Source organism: Methylobacterium sp. 77 (assembly GCF_000372825.1).
GTDB lineage: Bacteria > Pseudomonadota > Alphaproteobacteria > Rhizobiales > Beijerinckiaceae > Methylobacterium.
In genome coordinates, this window is sequence record NZ_KB910516.1 from 1,349,581 (window position 1) to 1,364,798 (window position 15,218).

At 69.1% G+C, this 15,218-nt stretch carries 15 protein-coding genes; 1 reads left to right on the forward strand and 14 read right to left on the reverse strand.

The features are described from left to right. Positions 1–53 precede the first annotated feature (53 nt). Entirely contained in the window at positions 54–1,343 is a 1,290-nt protein-coding gene (gene eno, locus A3OK_RS0106370) for a phosphopyruvate hydratase (protein WP_019904109.1), read from the reverse strand. A gap of 348 nt (positions 1,344–1,691) precedes the next feature. Here eno and queF point away from each other — a divergent pair, with 348 nt between their 5' ends. Further along, positions 1,692–2,159: a preQ(1) synthase gene (gene queF, locus A3OK_RS0106375; RefSeq protein ID WP_019904110.1), complete on the forward strand. Its 468-nt coding sequence runs from the start codon at positions 1,692–1,694 to the stop codon at positions 2,157–2,159. A gap of 10 nt (positions 2,160–2,169) precedes the next feature. On the opposite strand, the gene A3OK_RS0106380 is transcribed toward queF, so the two are convergent. From A3OK_RS0106380 to A3OK_RS0106440, 13 genes are all read right to left on the reverse strand, one after another. After that, positions 2,170–2,688, reverse strand: a complete 519-nt coding sequence (locus A3OK_RS0106380; RefSeq protein ID WP_019904111.1) for a hypothetical protein — start codon at positions 2,686–2,688, stop codon at positions 2,170–2,172. 229 nt (positions 2,689–2,917) lie between these two features. Beyond that, positions 2,918–3,241 carry a hypothetical protein gene (locus A3OK_RS0106385; RefSeq protein WP_019904112.1) on the reverse strand — a complete coding sequence of 108 codons (324 nt, stop codon included), beginning with the start codon at positions 3,239–3,241 and terminating at the stop codon, positions 2,918–2,920. Between the two features lie 88 nt (positions 3,242–3,329). Next, positions 3,330–4,193, reverse strand: coding sequence for a 3-deoxy-8-phosphooctulonate synthase (kdsA, locus tag A3OK_RS0106390; protein WP_026596993.1), 864 nt, complete (start codon positions 4,191–4,193; stop codon positions 3,330–3,332). Between the two features lie 10 nt (positions 4,194–4,203). After that, positions 4,204–4,716: a hypothetical protein gene (locus tag A3OK_RS0106395; RefSeq protein ID WP_036302612.1), complete on the reverse strand. Its 513-nt coding sequence runs from the start codon at positions 4,714–4,716 to the stop codon at positions 4,204–4,206. A gap of 75 nt (positions 4,717–4,791) precedes the next feature. Next, a complete protein-coding gene (locus tag A3OK_RS0106400; RefSeq protein ID WP_036302614.1) occupies positions 4,792–5,274 on the reverse strand; it encodes a hypothetical protein in 483 nt (160 codons plus the stop codon). Between the two features lie 244 nt (positions 5,275–5,518). Next, positions 5,519–7,060, reverse strand: coding sequence for a Do family serine endopeptidase (locus tag A3OK_RS0106405; protein WP_019904116.1), 1,542 nt, complete (start codon positions 7,058–7,060; stop codon positions 5,519–5,521). Positions 7,061–7,156: 96 nt separating this feature from the next. Then, positions 7,157–7,879: a DUF2459 domain-containing protein gene (locus tag A3OK_RS0106410; RefSeq protein WP_019904117.1), complete on the reverse strand. Its 723-nt coding sequence runs from the start codon at positions 7,877–7,879 to the stop codon at positions 7,157–7,159. Beyond that, complete coding sequence (locus A3OK_RS0106415) at positions 7,876–10,608, reverse strand: valine--tRNA ligase (RefSeq protein WP_019904118.1); 2,733 nt, start codon at positions 10,606–10,608, stop codon at positions 7,876–7,878. Before A3OK_RS0106415 ends, A3OK_RS0106410 begins: the two co-directional genes overlap by 4 nt. Before the next feature lie 97 nt (positions 10,609–10,705). Next, complete coding sequence (locus A3OK_RS0106420) at positions 10,706–11,317, reverse strand: DUF2497 domain-containing protein (protein ID WP_019904119.1); 612 nt, start codon at positions 11,315–11,317, stop codon at positions 10,706–10,708. 146 nt (positions 11,318–11,463) lie between these two features. Then, a complete protein-coding gene (locus A3OK_RS0106425) occupies positions 11,464–12,858 on the reverse strand; it encodes a TolC family outer membrane protein (RefSeq protein ID WP_051092976.1) in 1,395 nt (464 codons plus the stop codon). 210 nt (positions 12,859–13,068) lie between these two features. Next, on the reverse strand, positions 13,069–13,734 hold the full coding sequence (locus tag A3OK_RS0106430) for a protein-L-isoaspartate O-methyltransferase (RefSeq protein ID WP_019904121.1): 666 nt from the start codon (positions 13,732–13,734) through the stop codon (positions 13,069–13,071). 187 nt (positions 13,735–13,921) lie between these two features. Next, complete coding sequence (locus A3OK_RS0106435; RefSeq protein ID WP_019904122.1) at positions 13,922–14,722, reverse strand: fructosamine kinase family protein; 801 nt, start codon at positions 14,720–14,722, stop codon at positions 13,922–13,924. After that, complete coding sequence (locus A3OK_RS0106440; protein ID WP_019904123.1) at positions 14,719–15,186, reverse strand: low molecular weight protein-tyrosine-phosphatase; 468 nt, start codon at positions 15,184–15,186, stop codon at positions 14,719–14,721. The genes A3OK_RS0106435 and A3OK_RS0106440 overlap by 4 nt, the downstream gene beginning before the upstream one ends. Positions 15,187–15,218 lie beyond the last annotated feature (32 nt).

Here is a 15,218-nt window from a genome sequence, read left to right on the forward strand (position 1 = left end):
GTTTCGAGACGACAGGGCGCCTCGATCCGTAGGAGAGCGTCCCCTCACGCGTCTCAGCGGGACGCGAAGGCTCGCAGCGCGGACTTGCCGGCGAAGCGACCCTGCGCACCGAGGCCCTCCTCGATGCGGATGAGCTGGTTGTACTTGGCCAATCTGTCCGAGCGCGCGAGGGAGCCGGTCTTGATCTGCCCGCAATTCGTCGCGACGGCGAGATCCGCGATGGTCGAATCCTCGGTCTCGCCCGAGCGGTGGGACATCACGGCGGTGTAGCCGGCGCGCTGGGCCATATCGACGGCGGCCAGCGTCTCGGTGAGGGTGCCGATCTGGTTGACCTTCACCAGGATCGAGTTGGCGGTGCCCTCGGCGATGCCGCGCGACAGGCGGGTGACGTTGGTGACGAACAGATCGTCGCCGACGAGCTGGCACTTCGCCCCGACGCGCTCGGTGAGGAGCTTCCAGCCGGCCCAGTCATCCTCCGACATGCCGTCCTCGATGGAGAGGATCGGGTAGGCGTCGACGAGGCCGGCGAGGTAGCTCACCTGTGCCTCGATATCCCGCACCTTGCCCTCGCCCTCGTAATGGTAGGCGCCGTCCTTGAAGAATTCGGTGGCGGCACAATCCAGGGCGATCACCATGTCGGTGCCGGGCTTGAAGCCGGCCGCCACGATCGATTCCATGACGAAGTCGAGCCCGGCCTCGGCCGTGGGGAGATTGGGGGCAAAGCCCCCTTCGTCGCCGACATTGGTGTTGTGGCCGGCCTTCTTGAGGGCGCCCTTCAGGGTGTGGAACACCTCGGCGCCCATGCGCACGGCCTCGGCGAGCGAGGACGCGCCCACCGGCATGATCATGAATTCCTGGAAGTCGATCGGGTTGTCGGCATGCGCGCCGCCGTTGATGATGTTCATCATCGGCACCGGAAGCACCCGGCCCTGGGTTCCGCCGACATAACGGTAGAGCGGCAGGCCGGCGGTCTCGGCGGCGGCCTTGGCCACAGCCAGCGACACGCCGAGGATGGCGTTGGCGCCGAGGCGCGCCTTGTTGGGGGTGCCGTCGAGTTCGATCATCGCCTCGTCGACGGCGATCTGATCCTCGGCATCCATGCCGCCGATCGTGTCGAGGATGTCGCCGCGTACCGCGGCCACCGCCTTGCGCACGCCCTTGCCGCCGTAGCGGCCCTTGTCGCCGTCGCGCAGCTCCATCGCCTCGTGGGCGCCGGTCGACGCGCCCGAGGGGACGGCGGCGCGGCCGAAGGAGCCATCCTCCAGGAGGACGTCCACCTCGATGGTCGGGTTGCCCCGGCTGTCGAGGATCTCGCGGGCGGCGATATTGGTGATCGCGGTCATGCGTGCCCCTGCTCTCAAGGTGTTGCGGCGGGCGCTCGGCCAAGCCGTCATGGTCCCGCAGGAGCGCTTCGTGAACGAGCTCACCCTGCGGGACCGGTCGGATCCAGGGCAGGCTTATCCGTCAACGTGTCGCATCCGGCAAGCGCCCCCTCGCCTGGTGAGGGTTCCGCGAGGTTACAAATCTTTGCGTGGGTTGAAAGAAATTCCGCGCCGCCGATCCCCGCATCGGTGTCGCGCGTGCCGCCGGGGTCGGGCGGGGATAAGCAGGCCGCATCCTAGATCGTTGATTTCATGCGGGATTCCAGGCCGCCAGTTCCCCTGGGGCGTGGCCTGCGCTATAGCGACGGCATGACCAACCCGCCTCCCCCCGACGACTCGCTCCAGCTCGGTCATCCGACCCCCCTGCCCGCCTCGCCGGAGGCCGCGCGCCTGGACCGCGTGCCGAATCCGCATCCGGCGACCGACTATCTGGCGCGGTTCACCGCACCGGAATTCACTTCGATCTGTCCGGTGACAGGCCAGCCCGATTTCGGGATCCTAATGATCGACTACGTGCCGGATCGGTGGCTCGTGGAATCGAAATCCCTGAAGCTCTATCTCGGCGCCTTCCGCAACCATGGCGCCTTCCACGAGGATTGCACGGTCGGGATCGGCCTCACCCTCGTCGGTCTCCTCAAGCCCCGCTACTTCCGCATCGGCGGCTACTGGAACGCGCGCGGCGGCATTCCCATCGACGTGTTCTGGCAGAGCGGCGAGCCTCCGAAAGCGCTCTGGCTCCCGGACCAGGGCATCGCGCCCTATCGCGGTCGCGGCTGAGACGCCGGTTTCAACGATCCTCGTCGATCGCCCGGAGGATCTGAGCGATCAGGCGCTCCTGGGCCTCGGTCGGCCCTTGATGGATCTCGGCGACGGCCTGAAGCATCCGGGCGAAGTGGCTTCGCTCGGAGGAATCCAGGCTATCGCGCAGGATTGGCGCGAGGGCGTCGATCGCGGCTTTCGCATCCGGTGCCAGCGTGGCGGCATGGCGGATGACGACCATCCGCTTGTCGAGATCGTCGCCGGGCTCGACGATGCCGCGCATCTGGACCAGGATCGCCGCTTCCTGCTCGGGGGTCGGCACGCCGCGAAGGCGGGCGACCAGTTCCAGCAGGACCCCGGCCGCATCGGCGGGGTGTCGCAGGGACCGTAGTGGAGCGGAGCCGATCTGCCTTTCGCTCGCGGTCCGACGTCTGGCGCTCCGCCAGTCGCGCACCGCGTTGTTGATATGCTCCATCCCGTTGCCGTATTTGATCCAGTAGACCAGTCCGGCGATGAGAGCGCCGAAGAGCGCGGCGATGATGGGCATGGGCGTGCGATTGTCCTGTCGTCGATATTGCACGACGTCATGCAATCTCCGGACGCGTCATGCAATCCGATCGGCGTCGGCGATCGTCCTGCGATACCGGAGATCCCATCGCCATCATTCCGGACGGATCAGGCGTTGTCGGTCATGGCGCGGTGTCGGGTCGGGCCATGAAAAAGGGCGACCGGTAGACACCGGCCGCCCTTCGATCCTTGATAAAAACTCCGGTGGCTCAGTAGCCGTAGCCATAAGCGGGACGGCCGTAACCGTTGTTGTAGTAGGAATCGCGCGCGGCTCCCGCCGCGATGGCACCGGCTGCGAGACCGGCGATGCCGAGACCGACGGCGGCGCCGGTCCCGATCCCACGGCGACCGCCGCCGCGATAGGCGTAGCCACGGTTACCGTAACCGCGATGGCCGTACCCGCCATGAGCATAACCGCCATGGCCGCCGCGACCGTAGCCGTGACCATGTCCGGGGCGGGCCTCCGCTGCCGTACCGGCAGCCATCGCGCCGAGGGAAAGGGTGACGGCCGTGATCAGTGCGAACTTGCGCATGGGGCTCCTCAAATCGTTGCTTCGCTTAAGCAAGGACAACGAGGTCCGGGCAGATCGGTTCCATTGTCAAGCTCGCCGATGCGGCGAGTCACGGCCGGCCGGTCGACTTCGCGAGGCGGTCGAAAGCCTGCAAGGTCTCCAATAACTCCGGCATCGCCTTCAGGGGTACCATGTTCGGTCCGTCGGACGGGGCATGGTCGGGATCGGGATGGGTCTCGATGAACAGGCCGGCGACGCCCACCGCCACGGCGGCGCGGGCCAGGACCGCCACGAACTCGCGCTGCCCGCCCGAGGTGGCGCCCTGCCCGCCCGGCTGCTGCACCGAGTGGGTCGCGTCGAACACGACGGGAGCGCCGTGCGTGACCTGCGCCATGATCGGCAGGCTGCGCATGTCGGAGACGAGGGTGTTGTAGCCGAACGAGGCGCCGCGCTCGGTGACGAGCACGTTGGGATTGCCGGCGGTCGTCACCTTGGCGGCCACGTGGGCCATATCCCAGGGCGCGAGGAACTGGCCCTTCTTCACGTTCACCACCCGGCCCGTGGCGGCGGCTGCCAGCAGCAGGTCGGTCTGCCGGCACAGGAAGGCAGGGATCTGGAGGATGTCGATGACCTCGGCGGCCGGCGCGCATTGGCCTGCCTCGTGGACATCGGTGAGGACGGGGAGGCCGAACCGCTCCTTGATGTCGGCGAAGATCGGCAGCGCCCCGGCGAGGCCGAGGCCGCGCGCGGTGGAGCCGGAGGTCCGGTTGGCCTTGTCGAACGAGCCCTTGAACACGAGGCCGATCCCGAGGCGGTCGGTCATGCCCTTGAGCGCGTCGGCGATCTCGATGGCGTGGTCGCGGCTCTCGAGCTGGCATGGGCCGGCGATGAGCGCGAAGGGAAGGTGGTTGGCGAAGGTGGTGGACCCCGCCATCACGACGGGACCGGCGGGTGAGCGAGCGGGTTCGGACATGGCGCCCGGTCTAGCCCGCCTGGGCCCCGCCGAAAAGGCCGGCGCGACGGCGCAGCACGGTCTTGCGATGTCGGACGAGCAGGCAGCGCGTCAGGTCGGGCGAGGCGCCACCCAGTCCGAGCGCGTCTGCGAGCCCCTGACCGCTCACCTCGCAGCGCAGGGCCGCGTGGCCCGCCCGTCCCGTCTGCGGCAACCCGGTGAGGAGGGAATCCCGGTGGAGGTCGCGGGCCAGGGTCTCGACCGCACCGGCCTTCGCGCCGGTCAGCCCTTCGGCCGCGAGCCCGATCAGGACGAAAAAGGCGCCGGCGGGCTCGCGGTCGCGCGATCCGAACGCCATCCGCGCCGGAGTCCGGCAATCGAGGCTCATGCGGTCGGCATCCGCGGCGCGAAACACCGCGAACGACGCCTCGCGCCCGGCCAGCGAGGCACCGGTGGCCCGGATCATCCGCGCCGTGAGCCGGTCGCAGGCATCCGCCGCCCACGCCGGGGGCGCTGCCGCGGACAGGGCGATGGCGGTCAGCATGCAGGCGATGGAGGGGACGACATGGGCTCTCATGGGCGCGATCCTAAAGCAGGCCGCCGCCCGAACCCAACGCTGTCAGCGTCGCGTCCCGATCGATCCCGTGACATCGCCGGGTGTAACTTCGGCGGGGCAGGCCTCGTGGGCGTGGGAGCGGAGAATCCGGCGCAGACGCAACGGATAAGCCCCGGTCCCGTCCTCGACCGTGCCGACCAGCGCATCCGTCGCCAGCGTTCCATGGAACGCGACGCTGCCGCGTTCGCCGCCGACCAGGAAGGACAGGGCCTTGGTCTCGTCGTCGAGGGTCACGCTCTCGGCCTGCGACGACTGGGACGCGGTCTCGTAGACGAGCACGTCCCCGCCGGGAGAGCGTTTCAGCGTGATTCGCCGCCCGGCCCGCTCGCCGCTCTCCGCCTCGGTGCAGAGATCGGCATAGACGTAGGTGCCCGTGGCCCAGACTGGCTTGGCAGGGACCGATCTGGCCGCGGCCGGAGCCGCTACGGCGAGGCCGAGGATCGGCAGGCTGATCATCATCGTCCGACCCAGGACCGGCACCGGCATCTCCACCCCTCCGTTCGTCGCATCGGGAGACGCGCAGCCTCGCCCTCCAATGTCTCTGGATTGCGACAGGATCCGGCGTCGGCGTGCGCGAAGGCACACCGAACATCGGAAGCAAGATCCGGTCCGCGGAGACGCCCCTCCCCGTCAGCGTGGCGCGCGCGCAAAAACGCCGGCCCGAACGAACGGGCCGGCGTGTCTGTCGTCATCGGTGATGGCGGGCCGGAGGCGGCCTTTTCGCGGTCGCTCAGCCGGCCTTGTTGAGGGCCACGGCGACGAAGCGGGTGACGCCCTTCGTGCTCTTGACCCGCATCAGCACCGCCTTGCGGCCGCTGGCCTCGGCCGCCTTGATGCGCTCGGCGATCTCCGAGGGCTTCGAGACGCTGGAGCCGGCCACATCGAGAATGATGTCGCCCTGCTCGATGCCCTTGGCCGCGGCCGGACCATCGGGATCGACATCCATCACCGCGACACCCTCGTCGCCGGCACCGACCTCGGAAGCCGGGGCAAGGCTGAGGCCGAGGCGCGGCTGGCCGGCGCTCGACGAGCCGCGAGCATTGTCGTTGCCCGCCTTCGGGTCGTTCGGCAGGGCGCCGAGCTCCACCGTGGCGGTGTCGGACTTGCCGCCGCGCAGATAGGCGAGATCCACCTTCGCGCCCGGCTTGAGGCCGGCGATCCTGCGGGACAATTCGCGGGCATCGTTGACCGCCGCGCCGTTGACCGATTCGATAACGTCGCCGGATTTCAGGCCGGCCTTGGCCGCCGGAGTGCCGGGTTCGGCATGGTCGACGAGGGCGCCCTTGGCCTTGTCGAGGCCGAGGCCGTCGGCGATGTCCTTCGTCACCGGCTGGACCTGCACGCCGAGATAGCCACGGGCCACCTTGCCGTCGGCACGCAGCTGGTCGACCACCGCCTGAACGGTCTCGGCCGGGATGGCGAAGGCGAGGCCGACGCTGCCGCCCGAGGGGGAGGCGATGGCGGTGTTCACGCCCACCACCTCGCCGCCGACATTGAAGGTCGGGCCGCCGGAATTGCCCTTGTTGATCGGCGCGTCGATCTGCAGGAAGTCATCGTAGGGGCCGGCGCCGATGTCGCGGCCACGGGCCGAGACGATGCCGGCCGTCACCGTGCCGCCGAGGCCGAACGGGTTGCCGATGGCCACCACCCAATCACCGACGCGGGGCGCGGTCTTGCCGAGCGAGACGTAGGGGAAGGGGCCGCCCTCGCTGATCTTGAGGAGGGCGAGATCGGTCTTCGGGTCCTTGCCGATGACCTTGGCGTCGAGGGTACGGTTGTCGTCGAGCGTCACCTGAACCGTCTTGGCCTTGTCGACCACGTGGTTGTTGGTGACGACGTAGCCGTCCGCCGAGATGATGAAGCCCGAGCCCATGGCGCCGCGTTGGCCCTGGCGCTTGGGCGAAGGGCCACCCAGGCCCTGACCCTGGCCCTGCCCCGGGCCGCTCTGGCCGAAGCGCTTGAAGAACTCGCGCAGCTGCGGCGGCACCTGCTGGCCCTGACCCTGGCCGGGGCCGTCATCGTCGTCCATGCTCGCGCTGTCGTCGAGCTTGACCTTCACGGCGACGACGCCCGGCTTCACCTTGTCGACCACGCTGGCGAAGGAGCCCGGCGGATGGTCCGGCACGTCGATCGGGTTCTTCGACAGGGCCTGGGCGTAGGCCGGGGTCGAGGGCTGGGTCAGGCCGACGCCGGCCGCGCCGGTCGCCACCAGGGCGATGGCGGCGACGGAGGCGAGGGCGTTGCGGCGCAGGCGAGAGGTGGACGAAGTCATGGACGGGTCTCTCCGGGAATGTCGTGTCCCCGCAATGGAGCGGGGCCATGACCATCCGTGTAGAGACCCCAGCCTGACCCTCCCGTGTCGCCGAGATTACGGTTTGGACAGGTTCGCGGCCGGCAGCGCCTTCACCCCCGCGCGCCAGCGCAAATCCAGCAGCAGACCCGCCGGATGCGTGTCGAGCACGGGTGTGATCGGCAGGCCTGCGGCGTTGAGGAGGCGGGCGGCCCAGTGGTTGCAGACGTTGGCGGCGCTGAAGCGGCCCTCGCCGGCATAGAACAGGCTCGGCCCGTAAAGGCCGGGGCCGCCCTCGATGGGGGCGTTGTCGGCCAGGCGAAAGCTGGCGTCGAGGCGGGCGAGGAGGCGGGCGAGACCGAGCTTCGAGACCCGGATGGGGACGATGTCCGAATGCGGAAAGCTCGTCCGCGCGTCGTCTTCGAGGCCCACCACCTGGACGACGCCGTCGCGTCCGCCGGGGGTGAACAGGGCCTCCAGCGCAAGGCGCAGGTCGAACTGCGCCAGGGTCGGCGTCGCCCTGTAGAAGCGGGCTTCGCCCCAGCCGAACTCGATCCCCGGATAGGCGCGAAAGCGGGTGGCGATGTTGCGCAAAGCCGTGCCGGCGCCCTCCCCGGTCAGGACCTCGCGCGGGATCACGAGGCCCGAATGCCAGCCGTGGCTGACGAGTTCGATCTCCTGCGAGTCCGCCCCGTCGGCCGGGTAGAGCGTCGGGTCGCCGCGGCTCGCCGTGACGATCGCGGCGAGGACGATGAGCGCGAGGAGGCAGGCAAGGCCTTGGCCCAGCCGGCGCAGGATCACGCGTCGGACAGCCGCGCCAGGGCCTCGCGGATCTTCTCCAGCCGCGCGGCTTCCGCGTCGCGGCGCTCGCGCTGCTCGTCCACCACCTCGTCGGGGGCGCGGGCGAGGAAGTCGGCATTGCCGAGCTTGCCGTCGATCTTGCCGATCTCGGACGCCGCCTTCACCGCCTCCTTGTTCAGGCGGGCGACCTCGGCCTTGAGGTCGACGATGCCCTCCAGCGGAAGGGCCGCCACCGAGCCGCGCACCAGCAGCTGGACCGCGTTCCTGGGCGCGGTCTCGGCGAAGGAGATGTCCGAGAGGCGGGCGAGGCGCAGGAGCGTGTCCTGCCACTGAGCCGCCCGCTTCCGCAGGACCTCGTCGGCGCCGACGATCACCAGGGGAATCTGCGCGCCGGCCGGCACGCTGGTCTCCGAGCGGGCGGAGCGGATCTCCGAGACGAGGTCGACGACCCAGCCGATCTCGGCTTCGGCCTCGGTGTTTGCGAGGCCGGCCAGATCCGGCCACGGCGCCAGGGCGAGCAGGCCGCGGTGATCGATGCCCTCGCCCTTGATCGCCCAGAGTTCCTCGGTGAGGAACGGCATGAACGGATGCAGCAGCTTGGCGATCTGGTCGATCAGGAAGGCCACGGTGGCCTGCGTCTCGGCCTTCGTGGCGGCGTCGCCCTCCCCCTGCAGGACGGGCTTTGCCAGCTCGACATACCAGTCGCAGAAGATGTTCCAGACGAAGCGGTAGGCGGCCGCCGCCGCGTCGTTGAAGCGGTAGGCCTCCAGGGCGACCGTGACCTCGGCCACCGCGCGGGCGGCCTCGCCCAGCGCCCAGCGGTTCAGGGTCTCGGTCGCGTCCTCCGGGCGATAATCGGCGCGGAGCACGCAACCGTTCATCTCGGCGAAGCGCGAGGCGTTCCAGAGCTTAGTCGCGAAGTTGCGGTAGCCCTCGACGCGGTTGACCGCGAGCTTGATGTCCCTGCCCTGCGCGGCCATCGCCGCCAGGGTGAAGCGCAGGGCATCGGCGCCATACTGGTCGATCAGGCCGAGGGGGTCGACGACGTTGCCCTTCGATTTCGACATCTTGGCGCCGGAGGCGTCACGCACCAGGGTGTGGAGGTAGACCGTATCGAACGGCACTTGGTCGGTGACGTGGAGGCCGATCATCATCATCCGGGCGACCCAGAAGAAGATGATGTCCTTGCCGGTGACCAGGGTGTTGGTCGGGTAGTAGCGGTCGAGCTCGGGCGTCGCGTCGGGCCAGCCGAGCGTCGAGAACGGCCAGAGGGCGGAGGAGAACCAGGTGTCGAGGACGTCCTCGTCGCGGCGCAGGGCGACTTCGCGACCATGCTTGGCCTCGGCCTGCGCGAGCGCCTCGGTCTCGCCCGTGGCGACGAAGATGCCGCCCTCGTCATCGTACCAGACCGGGATCTGGTGGCCCCACCAGAGCTGGCGCGAGATGCACCAGGGCTCGATGTTCTCCAGCCACTGGAAGAAGGTCCGCTCGTAATTCTCCGGCACGAACTTCGTCCGCCCGTCGCGCACCGCCTGGAGCGCGCGCTCGGCCAGCGGCTTCACGTTCACGTACCATTGGTCGGTGAGGTAGGGCTCGATGACGACGTTCGAGCGGTCTCCATGCGGCACGGCATGGGTGTTGGGCTCGACGAGGCGCAGGCGCTCGCGCGCCTCCATCAGGGCGACGACGCGCTTCCTCGCCTCGAACCGGTCGAGGCCGTGCAGAGCCAGGGCTTCCGGTTCCGGGTTCGAATCCTTCAGGAAAGCCGTGTTTCCATCGAGGGTTATGCGTGCTTCCGGATCCAGGATGTTAATGGGTGTGCACCCGGCGCGCTTGCCCACCTCGAAATCGTTGAAATCGTGCGCGGGCGTGATCTTGACCGCGCCGGTGCCCTTTTCCGGATCGGAATAGGTGTCGGCGACGATGGGGATCAGGCGACCGACGAGGGGCAGGCGCACGAACTTGCCGACGAGATGGGTGTAGCGCTCGTCGTCGGGATGGACCGCCACGGCGGTGTCGCCGAGCATGGTCTCGGGCCGCGTGGTGGCGACGGTGATGACTGCGCCGGTCTCGGCACCGGCCTCGTCCACGATCGGATAGTCGAAGTGCCAGAGATGGCCCTTCACCTCGACCTGCAGCACTTCGAGGTCGGAGATCGCGGTCTGGAACTTCGGGTCCCAGTTCACGAGGCGCTTGTCGCGGTAGATCAGACCCTGGGCGTGGAGATCGACGAAGGTCTTGGTGACGGCGCGGACCATCTGGTCGTCGGGCTGGCCGGACAGGCCCATGGTGAAGCGCTCGCGCGACCAGTCGCAGGAAGCGCCGAGGCGCTTCAACTGGTTGACGATGGCGCCGCCCGATTCCGCCTTCCAGGCCCAGACCTTCTCGACGAAGGCGTCCCGGCCGAGCTCGCGCCGGCCCGGCTCCTTGGCCTCGGCAAGGCGGCGTTCCACGACCATCTGGGTGGCGATGCCGGCATGGTCGGTGCCCGGCTGCCACAGCACGTCGCGCCCGCGCATCCGCTCGAAGCGGCAGAGGATGTCCTGCAGCGTGTTGTTGAGGGCGTGGCCCATATGCAGGCTGCCGGTCACGTTCGGCGGCGGGATCACCATGGTGAAGGGTTTGGCGTCCGCCCGCTCGGGGCGGCCGGCCTTGAACGCGGCTCCCGCCTCCCAGGCGGCCGCGATGCGCGTCTCGACGGCGGCAGGATCGAAGGTCTTGTCCATCATGGGCTTACGTCGGGCCAGTTCGTGCGGGGCGGGCCTCAGCCCGCGTGTTGTCCCGCTTTCACCCGGTCACGCTCCCCGCGTCAACATCGCAGGCCGGTCAGCGGCCCCGCGCCACGCGCTCGATCTCGGCGCGGACCAGCCGTTCGACCATGCCCGGCAGGTTATCGTCGAGCCATGATTGCAGCATCGGCCGCAGCATGTCCTGCACCATGTCTTCGATGGTGCGGGCGTTCTGGCTCACCATCGTCCCGGCGAGGAGCTGGAACGCATGCCCGACGCTGGCATCGGTGACGGCGGAGACGAGGCGCTCGTGCGGGGTCTCGCGGGGCGCCTCCACCGGCGCGGGGCGCGGGGCGGCACGCGGCGGTTCGGGCTGGCGCACGACCGGAGGCGGCAACGGCTCGGGTTCGGGTTCGTCGTCGAAGGAGATCGAGTCGAAATCGATCTCGCCGCTATCGGCGAAGCCGATCTCGGGTTCCTCGATGGGAGCGGGCTGGGGTTTGCGCGGCTGTGCGACCTCGGCGAGGTCGAGCACGTCGTCGTTCTCCGGCTGCGGCGGGGCCGAGCGCACCGGCGCGACGACCTCGGCCTTGGCGTTCTGGTCGTCGGCGATGATCCGGCGGATGGAAGCCAGGATCTCCTCCATGGAGGGTTCCTGGGCTTTCTCCTGCACGGTCTTCTCCGGCGCCTTGGGGCTCGCTGCACTCATCCGGACGACGCTCGGGTCACATGGTTAAAGAAACGTTTCGGTCACTCTGAGTATTTCACCACAGCTGCCGGATACAAGCACCGGCCGAGCGCAAGGCACAGGATAAAGCCCATGCCTCGAATGCCCCTCGCGACAGGAACGCCTCCTCAGCGTCCGTCGGGCGTGCGCACGCCGTACCAGAGATCCTTGATCTGGTCGAAATGCTCCTTCGGGCTGTAGGCCACCACCGGGATCGAGGTGAAGCGCACGGTGAGGCGGCCCACGGTCTGGACGACGCCGTAGGAGTTCACCACGCGGTCGCGCTGGGCGAGGATGAGGTTCACGCGCGAGTTCAGCAGTTCCTGCTGCGCGTTCAGGACGTCGAGGGTGGTGCGCTGACCCACGCGGGCCTCCTCACGCACGCCGTTCAACGCCACTTCGTTGGCCTGGACCTGGGCCTGCGAGGCGATGACCTGCGCCTTCGCGGCTTCCAGCCGGCCCCAGGCCGTGACGATGGACGAACGGACCTGATCGCGGATGTCTTCGACGTTGATGCGGGCCTGACCCACCAGTTCCTTGGCCTGGCGGATCTGCGAATAGGTCTGGCCGCCCTCGTAGAGCGGAACCGAGATGCGGCCGACGATGGTCGCGGTCATGCCGTTATCGCCGGGGAACTGCTGGTCGTAGCGTTGCTGGACGGTCCCCTGCAGGGCGGCGGTCGGATAGAGCGCGCCTTCGAAGATCTTCACCTGCGCCTCGGCCACGTCCACCGAATGCATGGAGGACAGGATCTGCGGGTGTTCCTTCAGGCCGATGGCGATGGCGTTGTCGAGGTTCGGCGGCACGAACCGGTCGAGGGGACGCCCCGGAGCGAGCTGGCGCGGCTCGACGCCGATGATGCGCCGGTACGTGCCGATGCTGGCGCGCAGGTTCGCCTCCGCACCGGAGACATCGGAGCGGGCGCCGGCGAGGCGAGCCTCGGCCTGGGCCACGTCGGTCCGGGTGACCTCGCCGACATTGAAACGGTCGCGGGTCTGGCGCAGCTGCTCTTCGAGCACCTCGACGTTGTTGCGGCGCAGCTCAAGCGTCGCCGTGTCGCTCAGGACCGACATGTAGATCTGGGCGGCGTTGAACAGGGTGGTCATCTCGGTGGCGCGCAGCGATTCGCGCGTCCCGAGCACGTCCGATTCGGCGCGCCGGGTCTGGTTGTCGGTCTGAAAGCCGTTGAACAGGGTCTGGTTGACGGTCAGGCCCGCCCCGCCGGGCTTGGTCACCTGGTTGAGCGTGATGCCGCTGACGCGGCCCTGAGACTGGGTCAGCCCGATATCGGCGTCGAGGCTCACGGTGGGACGGTAGCCGGCCTTGGCCTGCGCGACGTTCTCATCGGTGGCGCGCAAGCCCGCTCGCGTCGCGTTGAGCGCCGGGTTGGCGCCATAGGCACGGGCCAGCGCGCTATCCAGCGTCTCGGCGACAACCGGAAATGCGGTGGCGAGCGTCAGCGCGGCGAAGCCGCCGAGCCGCAGCCCGAGGCTTTTCGCAGGTTTGCGTTGTCTCACGTCCATCTGCCCTTGCGGTTTCTCGATGAACCGGTCGGCCGTTCGCACGGCCATAGCGCCTAGGGTGCCATCCGGATTGCCCGCCTCAAGCAGGAGTTTAGCGGAGCTTGGGCTCCAGAGCATCGGCCGAGACGGATGCTGCGCGAGATTGATGGCGCAGTGCCGCATAAAAGCGACACCTGTCCCTTCCGTTCAGAGGGGAAAAGCCATCTCGGCTCAGAAGGAGAAGCCGGAATCGACGGCGAAGGCCGACAGGGCCGGCAGGTTCGCGTCGAAGAGCGGGCGGGCTCCGAAAGCGTCTCCGGTCCGCACGAACAGAGTGGCCTTCGCGGCCCGGTCGCGCCCCATCACGCAGACGAGGCGTCCGCCATCCTTCAGTTGGTCGAGGAGGGATTGAGGCCGGGTCTCGACGCGGCCGTTGACGAGGATCCCGTCGAACGGTCCGGCCTTCGCCGCACCCGCCTGCAGAGGACCGCGGACGATCTCGACCCCTTCGGTTCCCGACAGGCGGCTCTCGGCCTCTGCGGCGAGGGTATCGTCGGATTCGAGGGCCACCACCCGCACGCCGAGCTGCCGCATGATGGCGGTGGCGTAGCCGTAGCCCGCAGCGACGTCGAGGACGACATGCCCCGGCACGAGCTGCAGCGCCTGCACCATCCGGGCGAGGATCATCGGCGCCGGGATCGCGCGATCCGGCGTGGCCGAGCCCTGTCCGCCGATGCGGAGGGTCTGGTCGATATAGGCGAAATCCTCGCGCCCCGGCGGCACGAAGCGCTCGCGCGGCACGGCTTCGAAAGCGTCGAGGACCGCGATGTCGTTGACGTCGAAGGTCCGCAGCTGACAATCCACCATGAGGCGTCGCGCCTGCGCGTAATCGAGCATGGGTCTCGTCTTCCCTCGCCGCATCGACTGCCGGCGACCGTCCGCCTCATCCGGATATTCGGACGGGGCCGGACGCCAGCGCCAGAGCTTGCCGGGTTGTCGTGGATCGGCCCCCAAAACGCAAGGTTCGCGGCGGGCTCTCCGGTAACCTTCGTCTCTCGCTTATCCGGTGGGACGGACCGAAGAGTCAGAAGCCGGTCGCGTCGAGCAGCCCGTCGACCATGCTGCGGTAGCCCGATCCGAACAGGCGCAGATGCACCAGCGCCGGCCAGAGCTGGTAGATCGCCTGCCGCTCGGCGAAGCCTGCCTCGGCCTGCCCATAGGCCGCTCTGAAAGCCGGGCCGGGCCGGCCGAACAGGGACAGCTTCGCGAGATCCACCTCCGCATGGCCGTAACAGCAGGCCGGGTCGATCAGCCCGGAGACGCGGCTTCCGTCGATCAGGATGTTGCCGCTCCAGAGGTCGCCGTGCAGCAGGGCCGGGCGCGGCCGGGCCGGCAGGCATCCGGGGAGCGCCGTCGCCAGGGCCTCGATCCTGCGCGCTAGCGGGGCGTCGAGATGGGGACAGTGGCAGAGAAGGCGCCGCTCCGCCCAGAAGCCGGGCCAATCCACGCCCCGGCGATTGTCGATTCGCACCGCACCGAAGGCGTAATCCCCATCCCAGCCGTAGCTCTCGCCGGTGACGGCATGGAGGCGCGCCACGACATGGCCGAGATCCGCATCCGCATCGCCGTCGCGGGTCGGCAGGCACGCGATCACCAGGACCGCCGCATCGGCCGCGAGGACCTCCGGCGCGGGGATGCCGGCGGTCCGGATCGCGCGCAGCATCGCGGCCTCGATCAGTGGAGCCGGCCCATCCTTGACGATCGCCTCGCCTCCGTCATCGAGGACGATCCGCGCGATACCGGACAGGTTGCCGCCACGGATCGGCTCCGACCCTGCGAGCCTGCGCGCGAGCAGGGCCGCTCCGCGCTCGGCCAGGCCGCTCATCTCATCAACGCCCTGACGAGGTCGCGGGCCCCCATGGTCACGTCTGTCCAGGTGGTGTCGAAGCCGGCTTCCGCGCCGTAATAGGGGTCGGCGACCGCCTCGCCCATCCGCCCCGCCACATGGTCGAGGAGCAGCGACAGCGCGGCGCCGTCCCGCGGCCGAAGCCGCTGCAGTACGGCGAGATTGTCGCCGTCGAGGGCGACGATATGGCTGAAGCGGGCGAAATCAGCGGGCTCGACCTGACGGGCGCGGTAGCCGGAAATGTCGACGCCGTTGCGCCGGGCGACGGCTTGGGCGCGCCGATCGGGCGGTTCTCCCGCATGCCACGCGCCGGTGCCGGCCGAATCCACCTCGACATCGAGGCCCGCCCGCTCGGCCTCCAGGCGGAACGCGGCCTCCGCCAGCGGCGAGCGGCAGATGTTGCCGAGGCACACGAACAGGATGGCAGGTTTGTCGGTGGTCATGCGGGCTCCTCGGATGTCGCCGTCAGGGGTAG

What these genes read in the sequence shown, in the direction of transcription:
- eno (WP_019904109.1), bottom strand. Translation starts at nt 1,343, where the DNA reads ATGACCGCGATCACCAATATCGCCGCCCGCGAGATCCTCGACAGCCGG.
- queF (WP_019904110.1), top strand. Translation starts at nt 1,692, where the DNA reads ATGACCAACCCGCCTCCCCCCGACGACTCGCTCCAGCTCGGTCATCCG.
- A3OK_RS0106380 (WP_019904111.1), bottom strand. Translation starts at nt 2,688, where the DNA reads ATGCCCATCATCGCCGCGCTCTTCGGCGCTCTCATCGCCGGACTGGTC.
- A3OK_RS0106385 (WP_019904112.1), bottom strand. Translation starts at nt 3,241, where the DNA reads ATGCGCAAGTTCGCACTGATCACGGCCGTCACCCTTTCCCTCGGCGCG.
- kdsA (WP_026596993.1), bottom strand. Translation starts at nt 4,193, where the DNA reads ATGTCCGAACCCGCTCGCTCACCCGCCGGTCCCGTCGTGATGGCGGGG.
- A3OK_RS0106395 (WP_036302612.1), bottom strand. Translation starts at nt 4,716, where the DNA reads ATGCTGACCGCCATCGCCCTGTCCGCGGCAGCGCCCCCGGCGTGGGCG.
- A3OK_RS0106400 (WP_036302614.1), bottom strand. Translation starts at nt 5,274, where the DNA reads ATGCCGGTGCCGGTCCTGGGTCGGACGATGATGATCAGCCTGCCGATC.
- A3OK_RS0106405 (WP_019904116.1), bottom strand. Translation starts at nt 7,060, where the DNA reads ATGACTTCGTCCACCTCTCGCCTGCGCCGCAACGCCCTCGCCTCCGTC.
- A3OK_RS0106415 (WP_019904118.1), bottom strand. Translation starts at nt 10,608, where the DNA reads ATGATGGACAAGACCTTCGATCCTGCCGCCGTCGAGACGCGCATCGCG.
- A3OK_RS0106420 (WP_019904119.1), bottom strand. Translation starts at nt 11,317, where the DNA reads ATGAGTGCAGCGAGCCCCAAGGCGCCGGAGAAGACCGTGCAGGAGAAA.
- A3OK_RS0106425 (WP_051092976.1), bottom strand. Translation starts at nt 12,858, where the DNA reads ATGGACGTGAGACAACGCAAACCTGCGAAAAGCCTCGGGCTGCGGCTC.
- A3OK_RS0106430 (WP_019904121.1), bottom strand. Translation starts at nt 13,734, where the DNA reads ATGCTCGATTACGCGCAGGCGCGACGCCTCATGGTGGATTGTCAGCTG.
- A3OK_RS0106435 (WP_019904122.1), bottom strand. Translation starts at nt 14,722, where the DNA reads ATGAGCGGCCTGGCCGAGCGCGGAGCGGCCCTGCTCGCGCGCAGGCTC.
- A3OK_RS0106440 (WP_019904123.1), bottom strand. Translation starts at nt 15,186, where the DNA reads ATGACCACCGACAAACCTGCCATCCTGTTCGTGTGCCTCGGCAACATC.